The 15810-nt window shown below is 47.5% G+C and carries 15 protein-coding genes; 1 reads left to right on the top strand and 14 read right to left on the bottom strand.

Annotation, left to right across the window (positions count from 1 at the left end; translation table 11 throughout):
- Positions 1-246: 246 nt before the first annotated feature.
- From AEA42_RS05840 to AEA42_RS05830, 3 genes are all read right to left on the bottom strand, one after another.
- Entirely contained in the window at positions 247-1254 is a 1008-nt protein-coding gene (locus AEA42_RS05840; RefSeq protein WP_055647221.1) for a patatin family protein, read from the bottom strand.
- 247 nt (positions 1255-1501) lie between these two features.
- Positions 1502-3730 carry a TonB-dependent siderophore receptor gene (locus AEA42_RS05835; protein ID WP_156312310.1) on the bottom strand — a complete coding sequence of 743 codons (2229 nt, stop codon included), beginning with the start codon at positions 3728-3730 and terminating at the stop codon, positions 1502-1504.
- Positions 3731-4024: 294 nt separating this feature from the next.
- Positions 4025-5815, bottom strand: a complete 1791-nt coding sequence (locus tag AEA42_RS05830; RefSeq protein ID WP_055647219.1) for an acyl-CoA dehydrogenase C-terminal domain-containing protein — start codon at positions 5813-5815, stop codon at positions 4025-4027.
- Between the two features lie 227 nt (positions 5816-6042).
- Between AEA42_RS05830 and AEA42_RS05825 the strand changes: the two genes are divergently transcribed.
- On the top strand, positions 6043-6891 hold the full coding sequence (locus AEA42_RS05825; protein WP_055647218.1) for a D-hexose-6-phosphate mutarotase: 849 nt from the start codon (positions 6043-6045) through the stop codon (positions 6889-6891).
- A 96-nt stretch (positions 6892-6987) separates the two neighbouring features.
- On the opposite strand, the gene AEA42_RS05820 is transcribed toward AEA42_RS05825, so the two are convergent.
- The 11 genes from AEA42_RS05820 to yceD form a co-directional block, all read right to left on the bottom strand.
- A complete protein-coding gene (locus AEA42_RS05820) occupies positions 6988-7863 on the bottom strand; it encodes an NAD(P)-dependent oxidoreductase (RefSeq protein ID WP_055647217.1) in 876 nt (291 codons plus the stop codon).
- A gap of 326 nt (positions 7864-8189) precedes the next feature.
- Positions 8190-8669: an acyl-CoA thioesterase gene (locus AEA42_RS05815; RefSeq protein WP_037419717.1), complete on the bottom strand. Its 480-nt coding sequence runs from the start codon at positions 8667-8669 to the stop codon at positions 8190-8192.
- Positions 8670-8785: 116 nt separating this feature from the next.
- Positions 8786-9154 (bottom strand): hypothetical protein, encoded by a 369-nt coding sequence (locus AEA42_RS05810; protein ID WP_037419714.1) that lies wholly within the window; start codon positions 9152-9154, stop codon positions 8786-8788.
- Positions 9155-9332: 178 nt separating this feature from the next.
- On the bottom strand, positions 9333-10571 hold the full coding sequence (gene fabF, locus AEA42_RS05805; RefSeq protein WP_037427243.1) for a beta-ketoacyl-ACP synthase II: 1239 nt from the start codon (positions 10569-10571) through the stop codon (positions 9333-9335).
- A gap of 209 nt (positions 10572-10780) precedes the next feature.
- Positions 10781-11014 carry an acyl carrier protein gene (gene acpP, locus AEA42_RS05800; RefSeq protein ID WP_006081231.1) on the bottom strand — a complete coding sequence of 78 codons (234 nt, stop codon included), beginning with the start codon at positions 11012-11014 and terminating at the stop codon, positions 10781-10783.
- A 163-nt stretch (positions 11015-11177) separates the two neighbouring features.
- The gene (gene fabG, locus AEA42_RS05795) at positions 11178-11924 is read right to left on the bottom strand and encodes a 3-oxoacyl-ACP reductase FabG (protein WP_037427245.1); all 747 of its coding nucleotides are present in this window, start codon (positions 11922-11924) and stop codon (positions 11178-11180) included.
- A 9-nt stretch (positions 11925-11933) separates the two neighbouring features.
- Positions 11934-12860 (bottom strand): ACP S-malonyltransferase, encoded by a 927-nt coding sequence (gene fabD / locus AEA42_RS05790; RefSeq protein ID WP_037427248.1) that lies wholly within the window; start codon positions 12858-12860, stop codon positions 11934-11936.
- A 104-nt stretch (positions 12861-12964) separates the two neighbouring features.
- On the bottom strand, positions 12965-13924 hold the full coding sequence (locus tag AEA42_RS05785) for a beta-ketoacyl-ACP synthase III (protein ID WP_055647216.1): 960 nt from the start codon (positions 13922-13924) through the stop codon (positions 12965-12967).
- A 9-nt stretch (positions 13925-13933) separates the two neighbouring features.
- On the bottom strand, positions 13934-14962 hold the full coding sequence (gene plsX, locus AEA42_RS05780; RefSeq protein ID WP_037427251.1) for a phosphate acyltransferase PlsX: 1029 nt from the start codon (positions 14960-14962) through the stop codon (positions 13934-13936).
- 15 nt (positions 14963-14977) lie between these two features.
- Positions 14978-15148, bottom strand: a complete 171-nt coding sequence (rpmF, locus tag AEA42_RS05775) for a 50S ribosomal protein L32 (protein WP_011072715.1) — start codon at positions 15146-15148, stop codon at positions 14978-14980.
- A 17-nt stretch (positions 15149-15165) separates the two neighbouring features.
- On the bottom strand, positions 15166-15690 hold the full coding sequence (gene yceD / locus AEA42_RS05770) for a 23S rRNA accumulation protein YceD (RefSeq protein WP_011072716.1): 525 nt from the start codon (positions 15688-15690) through the stop codon (positions 15166-15168).
- Between the last annotated feature and the right edge of the window lie 120 nt (positions 15691-15810).

Genomic DNA, 15810 nt, shown 5'->3' with positions numbered 1-15810 from the left:
ATACCAAGCGGACAGGTCGAGCTTGTGTAGAGGTATTGTGGGAAGGATGGTTTAGGTTACAAACCATCCTTGAGGGTTACGAATTGGCCATGTCTCTCAATCACGAAGACTTGTGATCAAGAGACAGCCCTCGGGTGGCTTTATTACCTTTAACGCTTTGCCCCATTCATTTAGCTTTGCCAAGCAAGCTAAAATACGGCCGAGCAATAATACCTTGAGTGATTCAAGAAGAAGCGAACCAATGACCTAGGCCGATATTGCCAATGGTAAAACTGGCGTCACATCTTTAGCCTTAGAGATTTGCCAAGAGAACCCAGCAAGAAACGCCTTTCCCGCCTTTATTCCTTGCAGGTAATCAATCCGTAAATCCGCATCTGTGCTACCTAACAGCTTACTCTGTAATGGTGACTTCGCAAAAATCTGCACAATTTCAACATCATCGGGAGGATTTGCAATAAAGTCTAGCTCGGCCTGATAGGCCTCTTCATGCTGCACTAAGTAATCAATGGTCTTAGGACAAAAACCTGAGACGCAGATCCACGACTTGAGTTTATGTACCCAAGCGGATTGGGCTTGAAAATCCTCATTCACCGTTCTGACCACCACAATTTTACGGGCGCCGCGTCGATACGCTTCACGCACAGGTAGCGGCGCAGCTAAACCGCCATCGAGATAAAAATCCTGCTCTGGCTCAGCCATAACTTCGGCATGATTAGCAGATTCAATCGCTAACCAAGGTGTTAACTTCACCCCTTGTTTATATAAAAAAGGCAATGCGCTAGAGGCTTTAAGTAGTTCACGCCAGTGTTCGTGGTTGGTTGGGCTCAAGAAATACCCTTGGCGATCGCTGACTCGCGTGGTGGTGATAAGAAGTTCTCGCCCACGGAGGGATTGACTCGCCGCGGCTAAATCTAGCTTAAAGCTTCCACGTTGAATCTGGTCAAAATACCAGTCGAGATCGATCACATTGGCGCCAATCAGACCTCGTCCTAATTGATAGAAGCGTTTATGACGCGTTAAGCCACGGATAAGTTTTTTAGCGTATCCCTTTTGCCTAGCTAAGAAACTCGTCAAGTTTTGCGAGCCAGCGGAGGTACCAATCAATAAATCGAAAGGGTCGAACTCCGCATCAAGCCAAGCATCGAGTACGCCTGCGGTAAAAATACCGCGCTGACCACCACCCTCTGCAATTAACGCCACTTTAGGCGCGGTAACAGATTGAGAAGCTGAGGATAAATGGTTAATCGGCGGCATAACTGACCTTATCGCAATGGAGAATAGATAAGCCTAGTCTAAACAAAGAAAGCCATAGTAAAAAACGGATAGAATCTATTGTTGTAATCGATAAATAAATATAAGAAGCGTTTTGCGTGAATTAAAGCACTTTAGCAACGATGCAATACTCGCATACATAGTTAAAAGCTATAGGTAACGTTGCTTGTAGATAAATCTAAGCCCGCGAATCGTCACGCTGGCTTAGATTGCACTTGGTTTCTTAACGTTAGAACTTATGGCTCAGTTCAAGCGTGATATTGCGCGGCTCGCCAGGGAAATGGCCATTGCGCTCACTAAATCCGCTAACAGCATATTCCTTATCGAAGATATTCTTCAGATTTACGCGCACTTGGGTTTGGTCCCACTGAGTCGTCCAGCTCATATCAAACACCGTATGGGGTTTTACCGTTTGACCATTGAGGCTAAATTGCTCGCCCACATAGTCCATCCCAAAAGCAATGGCGGAATCAATCACTTGAATATCGTAGCGCGTCCATAGCCCTGCTTGATGGCGCGGCGCATTGGCAAAGTGTTTGCCGTCGCCAAAGGTGTTGGTTAGGCTGTCGTTGGTCACGCCCTTGATCACTTCCGTATCGTTATAGGCATAGTTAGCCGTTACGGTAAGGTTATCCGTAAGATCCCCCACCAGCGTAAATTCCACCCCTTGGCTACGTACTTCGCCAAAATTAACTAAATTCGGAATACCATCGTCATCCCCAGTATCTAAAGGGTTAGCCTGGGCCACATTTTGTTTTTCAATGCGATAGAGTGCAAGCGTGGTCATAAACTGGCCATCGAGCCACTCGTTTTTCATCCCAAGCTCTATTTGATTACCAGTTTCGGGATCGAGTGCGCCGTCACTTTTGATGCTCTCTTGATCAGACAATGCTGCCGGATTGAAACTCTCTGAGTAGTTCAAGTAGAAAGACATCGCATCGATTGGACGATAATTCAATCCAGCCCTTGGGGTAATGGCATTATCGCTAAAGGAGAATCCGGTCTTTTTATCGTAATCATCAAACTGGCTAAAGCGTAGACCTGCAATTAAAGACCACTGCTCGTTGAAATGCAGATGCTCTTGCAAATAGAGGCCAAAACGGTTGGCACGGGTACCGTCGGTATCCATGTCTTTTAACTGATAAGCACTTGGGTTTGTTTCACCGTAATTCAGCTCAAAGATATTCAGATTACCCACGCCTTCCTTACTGGTCGCCAACTTGTAATGGTATTCGGTTTCGACGTAGTGATAATCACCACCAAACAGGAACTCATGCTCAAAACCTAAGACATTAAAACGATAGACAAAATCATTGGTTAAACTGATTTCGTCATTGGCACGGGATTGGACACGATATTCACGTTTGATGGTGCCATCGGCACTGTTTGCCTTGCCATCACCATTCACATCGACCCAACCACGGGATTCGTGATATTGCTGATCGGATTCATTATTCAGGTAACGAATTTGAGTTTTTACCGAAAAATCATCACTAAATTGATGATCGAGAATCGCTTGCAGCACCAAGGCATCCATTTTCTGGAAATCGCTTTTCTCGTTGGCATTGTAGGAAGGATCGACAAGGAAATTACCCGCATCATCCACGGGTACACCACGGAGTCGATTGCCACCCAAATCCTGCCTTATCAGATCGAAGGTGGTGGTGAGCTTGGTATCTTCACTGATTTCATAGAGTAAACCACCTGCCACTTCGGCATTTAAGCTATCGGCATTGTTACGAAAGCTATCTTCCTGCTGATAGTAGCCCCCCAATCGATAGGCTAAATCCTCAGTTAAACCGCCAGTGAAATCCAGCGAGCCGCCCATCATGTCGTAGCTACCCGTGCTTAGGGTGAGATCTTTACGCTCGACAAAGGTCGGTTTCTTCGTCACATAGTTAATCATTCCGCCGGGTTCACCGCCGCCATAGAGTGCCGATGCAGGGCCTTTTAATACTTCAACCCGCTGTACGTTGAACAGTTGTGGCACCGAAAATCCCGAATACGGGTCGCCACGTACACCATCGTAAAACACGTTTGCATCATCGCGAAAGCCACGAAAAGTCACGCCGGAATAGCTAAATTCACTCACACCGGCAATGGAGCGATATAAGTCAGTAATATTACGAGCGGCTTGATCGTCAATCAGTTGCTCGGTCAGCACTTGTACAGACTGCGGCAATTCCATCACATTGATTGCCGTTTTAGTGCCGATTTCAGTCTCTTTATCAACATACATTTGCATGGCGCGACCACGCACGACAATTCGCTCTGGCGCCTTAGTCTCAGCTTGTGTGCTGGCTTGCGCTTCGGCCTGTGTGTTGGTTTGCATAGCAACTTGTGCCGTTGAAGCACTTTCTTGCTCGGGTTTACTCTCTTGAGCGTTAGGCGCAGCCGCAAAGACCAAATGCGGCATCAGGGCAAGCGTTAGTATTGAATAGGCAAAACGTGATTTCACAAAGTCCCCCAACCTTGAGCAAACCTGTGGTTTACCCATGTCATCTAAAATGTGCCGTCATTATAAAGTTTGACTGATAGATGACAATAATTCTCATTTAAATTTACATCGGTCAGGATTTGTAACAATTGTAAAGAGAGTCTACTCGTTATGTGTGGATATAGCGGCATGGCTCTTAGTGCATAGCACTTACTAAATGGCGCTTAATGAAAGCCATCTCCAATAAAAAAGCCAGCATCACTTTGCTGGCTTATTGTTGTTTTTTACTGGATATAACACTGCGGATGTAAATACTTAAAAAATAGTTTCATCAAGCGTGGTTAGCATCTCACTCGCCAGCTCCAACTGTTTACGCAGGCTGCGGCTTTGCACGGCCCAATACGCCATATAAAAGTCCGCCGTTTTCAGTTTAGCCTGGTAAAACTCCGCCTCTTGCGTGCCATTTGCGAGCGCAGTTAGTGCAATCTTGGCCATACGCGCCCACATCCATGCCAGAGCCGTAATGCCAAATAACTCCAGATACGCCATCGATGCCGCGCCGATAATGTCGGGATTGCTTGCTGCATGGCTCGCTAAATAACCACTCGCCTTTTGTAAATCGGTGGCGCAATCCATTAGCCCACTCACGTAGGGCTGCATTTGCGCATCTTTGCCCTGTGATTGAATAAATTCGGTAACAAGCACAGACCATTGCTGCATAGCCGCACCACGGTCACTCAGCAGTTTACGGCCAACTAAATCGAGCGCCTGAATACCGTTTGTACCTTCATAAATCAGTGCAATACGGCTATCACGCACAAATTGCTCCATCCCCCACTCGTGAATATAGCCATGGCCACCAAACACTTGCTGCGCATCCACGCAGGCATTAAAGCCTCGATTAGTGATAAAGCCTTTCACCACAGGCGTAAACAAGGCCGCTAATTGCGAGGCCGCTTTGGCTTTTGCAGGATCGCTATGGCGCTCTGCCTCATCGAGCCACAACGCCTGCTGGCCAACGAGTGCACGGGCACCTTCATTAAAGGCTTTTTGCGATAACAACATCCGGCGCACATCACCGTGTACCAAAATCGGGTCGGCAACTTTTTCAGGCGCTTTAGCGCCACTAATGGCGCGGCTCTGCAATCTGTCCTTTGCGTAGGCTAAGGCATTTTGATAGGCGATTTCGGAGACGCCTAATCCCTGCATTCCAACCCCCAAACGCGCTTGGTTCATCATGGTAAACATGGCGCGCAGCCCTTGGTGGGGTTCTCCCACTAACTCACCGAGTGCCCCCTCAAATACCATCACACAGGTTGAGTTACCGTGGATGCCCATTTTATGCTCAAGCCCACTGGCATAGAGGCTGTTCGCCTCACCTAAACTGCCATCACTGTTCACTAACACTTTGGGCACAGCAAACAGCGAAATGCCCTTAACCCCTTCGGGCGCATCGGGCAAGCGTGCTAACACTAAGTGCACTATGTTATCGGTAAATTGATGGTCGCCCGAAGAGATAAAAATCTTCTCACCAGTGATCGCAAAGTAGCCGTCCGCCGCAGGCACGGCCTTAGTACGCAATAGTGCTAAGTCGGTTCCGGCATGGGATTCGGTGAGGTTCATGGTGCCAGTCCATTCACCACTCACTAATTTCGCTAGATACTTCTGTTTAAGTGCCTCACTGCCGTGGGCATGAATGGCCGCATAGGCGCCGTGGGTAAGGCCGGGATACATGGCAAAGGCCATGTTAGTCGAGGTTTGCATCTCGGTGGCGAAAATCCCGACTACTTCGGGCAGTCCTTGGCCACCGTAGGCGGGATCGCAGGTCAGTGTCGGCCAACCATTGTCGACAAATTGCTGATAGGCGTCGGCAAAACCTTCGGGGGTAACCACTTTACCATCCACGAGTTTGCAGCCCTGCACATCCCCCACGCTATTTAACGGCAACATCACCTCAGTACTGAAATCCGCCATACCCTGTAGGATGGCATCAACCAGATCGGGGTCGATTTCATCGAAGCCTTTTAGGGCATCTTGCTGATAAATATGCAACATTTCATCGAGGATAAATTGATAGTCACGCAGTGGTGCTTGATAGACTGGCATAATCGCTTCCCTTTCTTGTTTTATGGCAATGGACTAAGTGCTCTGACCACTTTAGCTAAATCTGTTGAAAAAGGAAGCATCTGAGCCTCTGTGCAGTGACTTTTGTTTGCACAATCGAACAGCAAAACCGTAAATTGATCGCAACAAAGGCTTATGCTCAAGTGCAAAAGTTTGTAAGCTAAGTGTCTGTATTGCTGATACGTCATCAGGTTGAGGATATTGTTACTATGGGTTCTGTTACCACCAAAAAACACGCAAACGGGCTCGATTATGTCGAAGTGAACACTGCGTTATGCCAAGCAAGGATTTTTTTACAGGGCGCGCAAATCGATCATTTTCAACCCGTAGGTAAGCCCCCCTTGTTATGGGTGTCTTCAGCGGATGACTATCAACCCGGTAATGGGATCCGTGGCGGAGTGCCCGTCTGCTGGCCTTGGTTTGGTATGAGCAATCAAGCTAATTTCCCGCAACATGGTTTTGCCCGCACCCGAATTTGGACACTCGAGTCGGTTGAGATGCGTAATCAACTGGTGGATTTACGTTTTAGCTTAGCCATCAGCGAAGAAGATAAGATCTTTTGGCCGCACCATACCCAAGTCAACGTATTCTTTACCTTAGGTGAAACCTTAAGTATCAGCTTAGTTAACACTAACCTTGGCGATGTACCGGTTACACTCACCCAAGCGTTACACAGCTATTTTCCGATTGAAGATATTCACCAGCTTAAAGCCACTGGTTTTAGCGGTGCTCAATATATTGAGTTTTCCGAAGGGCCTTACCCGCAAACGACGGATGACGTGCTATTTGACCGCGAAACCGACCGCGTTTACACCAACCTAGGTCCAGTACAACACTTACATACGCCCAAAGGTGTGATTGAAGTGAGCCGTGAAAATAGCCACTCGGCCGTGCTGTGGAACCCTTGGATTGAAAAATCGACCCGTCTTGCCCGCTTTAATGACGATGACTATCTCACCATGGTGTGTTTAGAGGCCGCCAATGTGCTTGAAGATAAATTAACGCTGGCTCCCGGCGAGAGTCACAGTTTAGTTACCCATATTCGCTGGGCAGACTAATCGGTCTTTATCACCTCATCAATGAAAAGCCCAGTGCATGACTGGGCTTTTTTATGCCATCAAATTCACGATGGTCATCTATTTGGCAATAACCGCCTACTTAGTGTTTTTCTCAAAACGGGCTAACAAGCTTGAGGTATCCCAGCGATTACCGCCCATGGCTTGAACTTCTGAGTAAAACTGATCCACAAGTGCGGTTAAGGGTAAGTGCGAGCCATTGCGGCGAGCTTCTTCTAGGGCAATGCCTAAATCCTTACGCATCCAATCGACGGCAAAACCAAAATCATAGCTTTGGCCCCACATGGTCTTGTAGCGATTTTCCATCTGCCAGCTTTGCGCCGCACCTTTACTGATCACTTCCACCACTTTTTCACCGTCAAGACCGGCCTTACGGGCAAATTGCAGCGCTTCGGCAAGGCCTTGAACCACACCTGCGATACAAATTTGGTTGACCATCTTAGTGAGTTGGCCGGCACCAACCTCACCTAAGCGCTCAGCGCAACGCGCAAACGCTTCGATAACGGGCTTAACACGCTCGAACACAGCTTGATCGCCCCCGACCATCACAGTCAGTACGCCATTTTCGGCACCAGCTTGGCCACCCGATACAGGCGCATCGAGAAAATCGACGCCTTTTTCGGCCAGCACTTTATGTAATTCACGGGCCACATCGGCTGAAGCCGTCGTATGGTCCACCAATACAGTGCCTTGAGCCATACCATGGATCAGGCCATCATTGCCTAATACCACTTCACGCAAGTCGTTATCGTTGCCTACGCAGGTAAAAACAATATCTTGGCCGATTGCCGCCTCTTTAGGCGTTGGGCAGCAGCGACCACCGTAGTTCTCGACCCAGGTTTGTGCCTTGGCAAAAGTGCGGTTATACACAGTAACCTCATGGCCCTTGTTGAGTAAGTGTCTTGCCATGGGGTAACCCATTACGCCTAAACCAATAAATGCGACTTTTGCCATGAGGAACTCCTTTAATTGATAAACAAGGTGAAACGTTTTACACCACACATTTGCACTGCGTTCATTTAACCTCACTGAATTAACACAATAGATTAACGACACACAGGATGCGCGCTTATGTTACTCCGAGAAAGACCCTACCCAAACTAAAAAAATGCGAGCAAGTGTTTCAACTTAAAAGGTCAATCTGTAGCTAAAACGGTGGCGGCAGTGTAGCACTCGATTAGGCGAGCGTCAGAGTAAAAATGCACTTGGCAACAAACGCAGTGTTCGACAGAAACAACAAAGGCGCACAGAGGCGCCTTTGTTTTTATAACTAACCCAAATCACTTTTGTACGTGTGCTTCCATTTCGGCGCCAATTTTCTTGCGCATTTCCATTAAGCGCAGTGCGGAATCACGCAGATGAATATCATACTCAGTCTGCGGCACCCATTCAGGCACGGGTGTAGGTTGACCATTTTCATCCACGGCAACCATGATGACAATACAGTGAGTGGTGAGATGACGCTCAGAGACCTTAGGATCCCCTGCCCGCACATCAATACCGATGTGCATAGAGGTCTTACCGGTATAAATCACCTTAGCGCTGACTTCGACGATATTTCCCACGAGGATAGGCTGAACAAATCGAATTCCACCCGCATAGGCGGTAATACAATATTTACCACTCCAGCCCGCAGCACAGGCATAAGCCGCAAGGTCAATCCATTTCATCACAGCGCCACCGTGAACCTTACCACCAAAATTCACATCTGCGGGTTCTGACAAAAATCTCAGGGTAATTTGTCTATCGATACCAGCCATATAACCTCAACTTATTCAGCCTCTGTGGCTCAATGATTTTGCAATAAGTTGAGTTTACGATAGAAATGCGCAATAGCGTAAAGATAATTACGATTGTCCCAGTGAAGAGAACCGATTTAGCCAAAGTAACTTATTAGCCCACAGGAGAGTAATAATCCCGGCAACGCCAGGCGATACAACCACAGCTGTAATTGACTGCTAACAAAGCGAGTGCCCTTGCCATAAGTGTAAACACCCAACCCAGCCAAAAACAACCCAATCACTTCAAATCCCGATGACATATGGTTACTGCCACCGACACTGATGGCGGTCACCAATAAGGCGAACCACACCAACACATATGCCGCAATCGCAAAGGTGAAGGTCTTCATGCCGATATCCATATTAGGATGCCAAGCTTTGGATTCACCACGAATTAATTCGGTCAAATTTGCGGTTACGGCACCAACGATAGGCACAAGCGGGATCACCAGAGGGTTTAACATGACAGATTTCCTTTTAAATAGAATATGCCTGTCATTATCGGCGGCAAAGGGCATTAAACAAGCTTGATGAACAAAGGTTAACTATTTGGATATCAGCAGGTTAGAAAGTGATATTAGGCACAATTCGAGCATAAAAAAATGCGCCAGTAGGCGCATTTTTTATCGAGCTAACCGCTGTTTAGACTTTCTTAAACAGCAATGAACCGTTAGTGCCACCAAATCCGAAGGAGTTACACAGAGCATACTCTAACTTTACATCACGGGCAGTGTGCGCCACGAAGTCTAAATCACAGCCTTCATCTGGATTATCGAGGTTGATGGTCGGTGGTACGGCTTGATCGCGCAGCGCAAGCAGAGTGAAAATCGCTTCAACCGCACCCGCAGCGCCCAGCAAGTGACCCGTCATAGACTTAGTCGAGCTTACAAGCAGGTTGTAGGCATGATCGCCAAACACAGATTTCACCGCTGCCGCTTCAGCTTTATCACCCGCAGGCGTTGAAGTGCCGTGCGCATTGATATAACCAATTTTTTCAAATGGCAGCTTAGCATCATTCACTGCATTGACCATAGCGGCCGCAGCGCCCGCTCCATCACTTGGAGGCGATGTCATATGGAACGCATCACCACTCATACCAAAGCCGACGAGTTCACCATAAATGGTCGCACCGCGCGCCTTCGCGTGCTCGTATTCTTCCATCACCATCACACCCGCACCATCACCGATGACAAAACCATCACGGTCTTTATCCCATGGGCGACTGGCCGCCGTTGGGTCATCGTTACGGGTTGACAGCGCTTTGGCCGCACCAAAACCACCAACACCGAGTGGACAAGTCACATCTTCGGCGCCACCGGCAACCATTACGTCAGCATCGCCATAGGCAATAGTGCGCGCCGCAAAACCGATATTATGCACACCGGTAGTACAGGCGGTAGTGACGGCAAAGTTAGGGCCCGTCATACCGTACATAATCGATAAATGGCCGGCAATCATATTGATAATGGTGCTTGGCACGAAGAAAGGCGAAATTTTACGAGGGCCACCACTTAATAGCGCGCTGTGGTTTTGTTCAATCAACCACATACCGCCCATGCCAGCACCGATTGCGGTACCCACACGGCCAGGGTTTTCTTTGCTCATATCCAGACCTGAGTCTTGGATAGCTTGGATGCCCGCAGCCATACCATACTGAATAAAGAGGTCCATTTTGCGGGCGTCTTTTTTAGTTAAGTACTGCTCAACATCGAAATCTTTTACAGAACCACTGAAACGAGTGGTAAATTCGCTGGCATCAAATTTGGTTATGGGCGCAATCCCACTCTTACCCGAAAGCAGGGCTTTCCAAGTAGTGTCGACAGTATTGCCCACGGGCGTTACTAACCCTAAACCGGTTACCACTACACGACGTTTAGACACGGCAGTCACCTTTTGAATGCTAAATAGATTAAGTTATGACAGACAAATGCAGTTCTATCATTAAAATGTCTTCGCCAATCTGCGGCGAGCATCTCATGGATAAATTCAACACAGCTTCCAGAGACGATTGAATGGCACTATTGCAGAATTAGGCGGGGATAAAACAAAAACAGGCGGCATATTTGCCGCCTGTTCTCTAGAATTCAGAATTACTGATTCTTAGAAACGTAATCGATCGCTGCTTGAACAGTAGTGATCTTTTCAGCTTCTTCATCAGGGATCTCGGTATCAAACTCTTCTTCCAGAGCCATAACCAACTCAACAGTGTCCAGAGAATCTGCACCCAGATCGTCAACGAAAGATGCCGCTGGTTTAACGTCTTCTTCTTTAACGCCCAGTTGCTCTACAATGATTTTCTTTACACGTTCTTCGATGTTGCTCATTAGTTTTCTTTCCTATTCAAATTACGCACTTGCGTAAGATTGCGAGTAGTTTATTAGATTTGGCTGACAATGCAAGCTTAGTTTTCGTGGTCTAACCACGAAATTTAGCGACCAATTGATACAGATCACTACTCAGTTGCGACAGTATCCCTGCCATCCGCCCTTAAACCATGTACATTCCGCCATTCACATGCAAAGTCTCGCCTGTGATATAAGCGGCAGAGTCCGACGCCAAGAAGAGTACGGCATTGGCAATTTCTTGCGCTTGCCCTAATCGTTCCATCGGAACCTGAGACATGATAGCTTTTTGCTGATCTTCGGTCAGCTCATCAGTCATATCGGTCTGGATAAATCCAGGAGCGATAGCATTAACTGTAATTTGACGAGATGCAACCTCTCTTGCAAGAGATTTTGTAAATCCGATCAAACCAGCTTTTGCTGCCGAGTAGTTAACTTGACCTGCATTGCCCATAGTGCCTACCACTGAACCGATATTGATGATCCGGCCGAAACGCTTTTTCATCATGGTACGCATCACAGGTTTTGATAGTCTGAACAATGATGTCAGGTTGGTATCGATGATATCGTTCCATTCATCATCTTTCATTCGCATCAGCAAATTATCACGGGTGATACCCGCGTTGTTGACTAGAATATCAACATCACCCGCTTTTTCTTTGATCGAATCGAATAAATCGGTGACGGATTGACTATCGGTAACATTAAGCACTAAACCAAAACCTTTGTCACCCAGATATTCTTGAATTGCTTCGGCGCCCTTCTCACTTGTGGCAGTTCCAACCACAATCGCACCGGCTTCGACTAAGGTTTCGGCAATCGCACGGCCAATACCACGACTCGCGCCTGTCACTAAGGCAACTTTGCCCGCTAAACTCAGATTGATACTCATACAAACTCCTTATTCAGTTAACGCGGCAAGGGATGCAACGTCATTAACTGCTTGGGCAGAAAGAGATTTATTAATGCGTTTCGCAAGACCTGTCAATACTTTACCAGGACCGCACTCAACTAACTGGGTAATGCCTTTTTCGGCCATTAATTCAACAGTTTCGCTCCAGCGTACAGGGCAATACAGTTGACGCACCAGCGCATCTTTAATGTCGGCAACCGCAGTGGGTGATGCCACATCTACGTTATTAATAACGGTAATGCTCGGCGCATTAAACTGCACATCGTTTAACGCAAGAGCTAATTTATCAGCAGCAGGTTTCATTAATGCGCAGTGTGATGGCACGCTGACAGGCAAGGCTACCGCCATTTTGGCGCCCGCCGCTTTACAGGCCGCAGCAGCGCGTTCAACCGCATCTTTTTGACCGGCGATAACCACTTGGCCAGGGCTGTTGAAGTTAACTGGGCTTACCACTTCGCCTTGAGCGGCTTCAATACACGCATTAGCAATACCGTCATTATCTAAACCGATAATCGCGTACATAGCGCCAGTACCGGCGGGTACGGCTTGCTGCATCAATTGACCACGTAGTTCAACCAGTTTGATCGCATCTTTAAAGTCGATCACACCAGCACAAACTAATGCAGAATATTCGCCTAGGCTGTGACCCGCTAACATCGCAGGCATAGCTTTACCAGAGGCAACATAGGCACGCCAAATCGCCACACTTGCCGCTAATAAAGCAGGCTGAGTTTTATCGGTTTCATTTAAGGTTTCAACGGGGCCGTCTTGCACTAATGCCCACAAATCATACCCTAACACCTCACTCGCTTCGACAAAGGTTTGTCCCACGATCGGCTGTACAGCAGCCAGCTCGGCTAACATGCCAAGGGCCTGTGAACCTTGGCCTGGGAATACAAAAGCTACATTTTCCATATCAAATTACCTATGGCGAACTTAATTTATTGAACACTAAACCGTTATCTTGGACAGCTAACCAAGATAACGATGAGCAGGAATTTATTCGTATACAGATACGGTTAAAAACGGACGAGCGCACTGCCCCACGCAAAACCAGCGCCAAAGGCTTCGAGCAGCAAGAGCTGACCACGTTGGATCCGACCATCACGCACAGCTTCATCCAGAGCAATAGGTACCGAAGCCGCCGAGGTATTACCATGCTTAGCAAGGGTTAACACCACTTTATCTAAGCTCATGTCTAGCTTTTTCGCCGTGGCATTAATAATGCGGAAGTTAGCCTGATGCGGCACCAACCAGTCGATTTCCGACTTATCGATATTATTCAGGCGCAAGGTTTCAGTCACGACATGGGATAACTGAGTCACCGCCACTTTAAAGACGTCATTGCCTTTCATCGTCATAAAACCAACCGCTTCAGAGGTTTCCCCCTGACGTGGTGGGAAAGCGCACTTAAGCAAATCGCCTTGACGACCATCGGCATAAATATGGGTTGAAATAATCCCGGGCTCATCGGAAGCACCGATAACCGCCGCCCCCGCACCATCCCCAAACAGAATAATGGTGGTACGATCTTCCGGCTCACACAGACGGGATAATACATCAGCGCCAATCACGAGGACTTTTTTCGCGGTACCGTTTTTAACGAATTGGTCCGCAACCGATAAGGCATACACAAAGCCTGAACAAGCCGCCGCGATATCGAAGGCTGGAATGGTGTGCACACCGAGCATGGCTTGGATTTCGCAGGCCGCGGCAGGGAATGCATTTGCCGCACTGGTTGTACCGCAAATGATCATATCTAAATCTGATGCCTCAATACCGGCCATCTCTAACGCATTTAATGCCGCCTGATAGCCCATCGTTGAGACAGTTTCGTCTTGCGCTGCAATGCGGCGCTCTGAAATACCAGTGCGTTCAACAATCCATTGGTCACTGGTTTCCACCATTTTTTCCAAATCTTGATTACTACGCACCTGCACCGGTAGGTAACTACCAGTTCCGAGAATTTTTGTATGCATAAGGAGGAATCAGTTATTTATATCTAAAAGAATCGACTCCAAACGATCTTTTATCATTTCGGGGAGTCGACGTTGCGCTTCAGTCACTGCCAAACTAATTGCTTGTAAATAGGCAGTTTCATCCGCATTTCCATGGCTCTTTACAACTATGCCGCGCAATCCTATCAGACTTGCACCATTATAGTGGTCGGGGTTCATCTGGCTGAGAACCGCCTGAATGCGGGGGGCGATGAGTTTTGCCAAAAAACGCACGAAGAAACCTTGGGTTAGGCCCCGTTTTAACTGATGTACCAATAGCTTGGCAATGCCTTCAGAGGTTTTGAGCGTGATGTTACCCACAAAACCATCACAAACGATCACATCAACATTCCCAGAATAGATTTCATCACCTTCAATAAAGCCGGTGTAATTAATCTGATCAGTGTTTTGCAGTATTTGTGCCGCTTGTTGAACCTGATCGTTGCCTTTGATTTCTTCTGTGCCCACATTAAGGAGTGCGACTTTAGGGCGAGATTTTTTATCCACGGCCTCACACAGCACTGAGCCCATCACGGCAAATTGGAATAGCGTTTCGGAATCGCAGGAAATATTGGCACCTAGATCCAATAAATAAACTGGCTTTTGCGTCACGGAGGGTAAACAACTGACCAATGCCGGTCTGTCCACGCCGGGCAAGGTTTTTAACAGCACCTTGGCCATCGCCATTAACGCGCCGGTATTTCCCGCACTCACACACGCAGCAGCACGTCCATCTCGCACCAGTTCAATCGATAAACGCATCGAACTATTTTTACGAGTGCGCAAAGCGTGCACGGGCCTGTCAGACATACTCACCACTTCATCGGTGTGAATGACTTCAATACGGGAGAGTAACTCTTGTTCTGCTTGGTGCAGATAGACATCTATTTCAGTCTTATCACCGACTAAAATGATTTTAAGGGAAGAATGAGATTGTAGTGCCCGCAAAGCTGCAGGCACTGTGACGTGGGGGCCATGATCACCGCCCATCGCATCTAACGCGAGCGTCAGACTCGTCATTAGGAAACCAACAAATTACTTGTTGATTACCTTTTTACCGCGATAGAAACCATCAGCAGTCACGTTGTGACGCATATGGACTTCACCGCTGGTAGCGTCTACAGACAGCTGAGCAGTGCTCAGTGCGTCATGTGAACGGCGCATACCGCGCTTTGAACGAGATTTTTTATTCTGTTGTACAGCCATTGGCCCTGTCTCCTAGATTACTTGCTCTTCAGTTTTTCTAACACTGCAAACGGATTTGGACGCTCCTCTTGAGCGGGTTCGATCTCGCCTACAACTATATCCATTGACCCGATATTGCAATCAGTTTCTTCATGCATCGGGATGATGGGCATAGCGACTATCAATTCATCTTCGATCAATTGATGCAGACGTACTTCGCCAATCTCATTGCACTCAATTGGGTCATACGCATCCGGGAGCTCATCGATTTCTGCCTTAGTCCGGCATGGACCGAAGCAAAACTCGACCGTAACCTCAGTGGTAAATAGTGTCATGCAACGTTGACAAACCAGAGTGAGCTCCGTCACAGCCTTCCCTTTCAGGTAGACTATCCCCTGCAAATCTACGCCACATTCAAGCGACACTGCCACATCGGAACAGTCGCCGGCACATAACTCATTTAATCTTTTCAATTGCTGCCCGGGCACAATCCCCTCATAGGTAGAACGGCTCGAGGCGGCGCGAATAGGATCAATTGAAACCGGTATCTTTACTGTTTGCATAAGGCGCGCATATTATAGTTTGAAAACGCTAGAGTCAAAGAAAAATTTCTTACTTAAGTCCCAGTTTGCAACTTAAGCGATTCTCTAGCCCCAACATTGAATTAATGGAAGCGAAATTTT

The sequence above is a fragment of the Shewanella sp. Sh95 genome, from assembly GCF_001308045.1.
Taxonomy (GTDB): domain Bacteria; phylum Pseudomonadota; class Gammaproteobacteria; order Enterobacterales; family Shewanellaceae; genus Shewanella; species Shewanella xiamenensis.
This window is presented reverse-complemented; position numbering and strand designations above follow the sequence as displayed.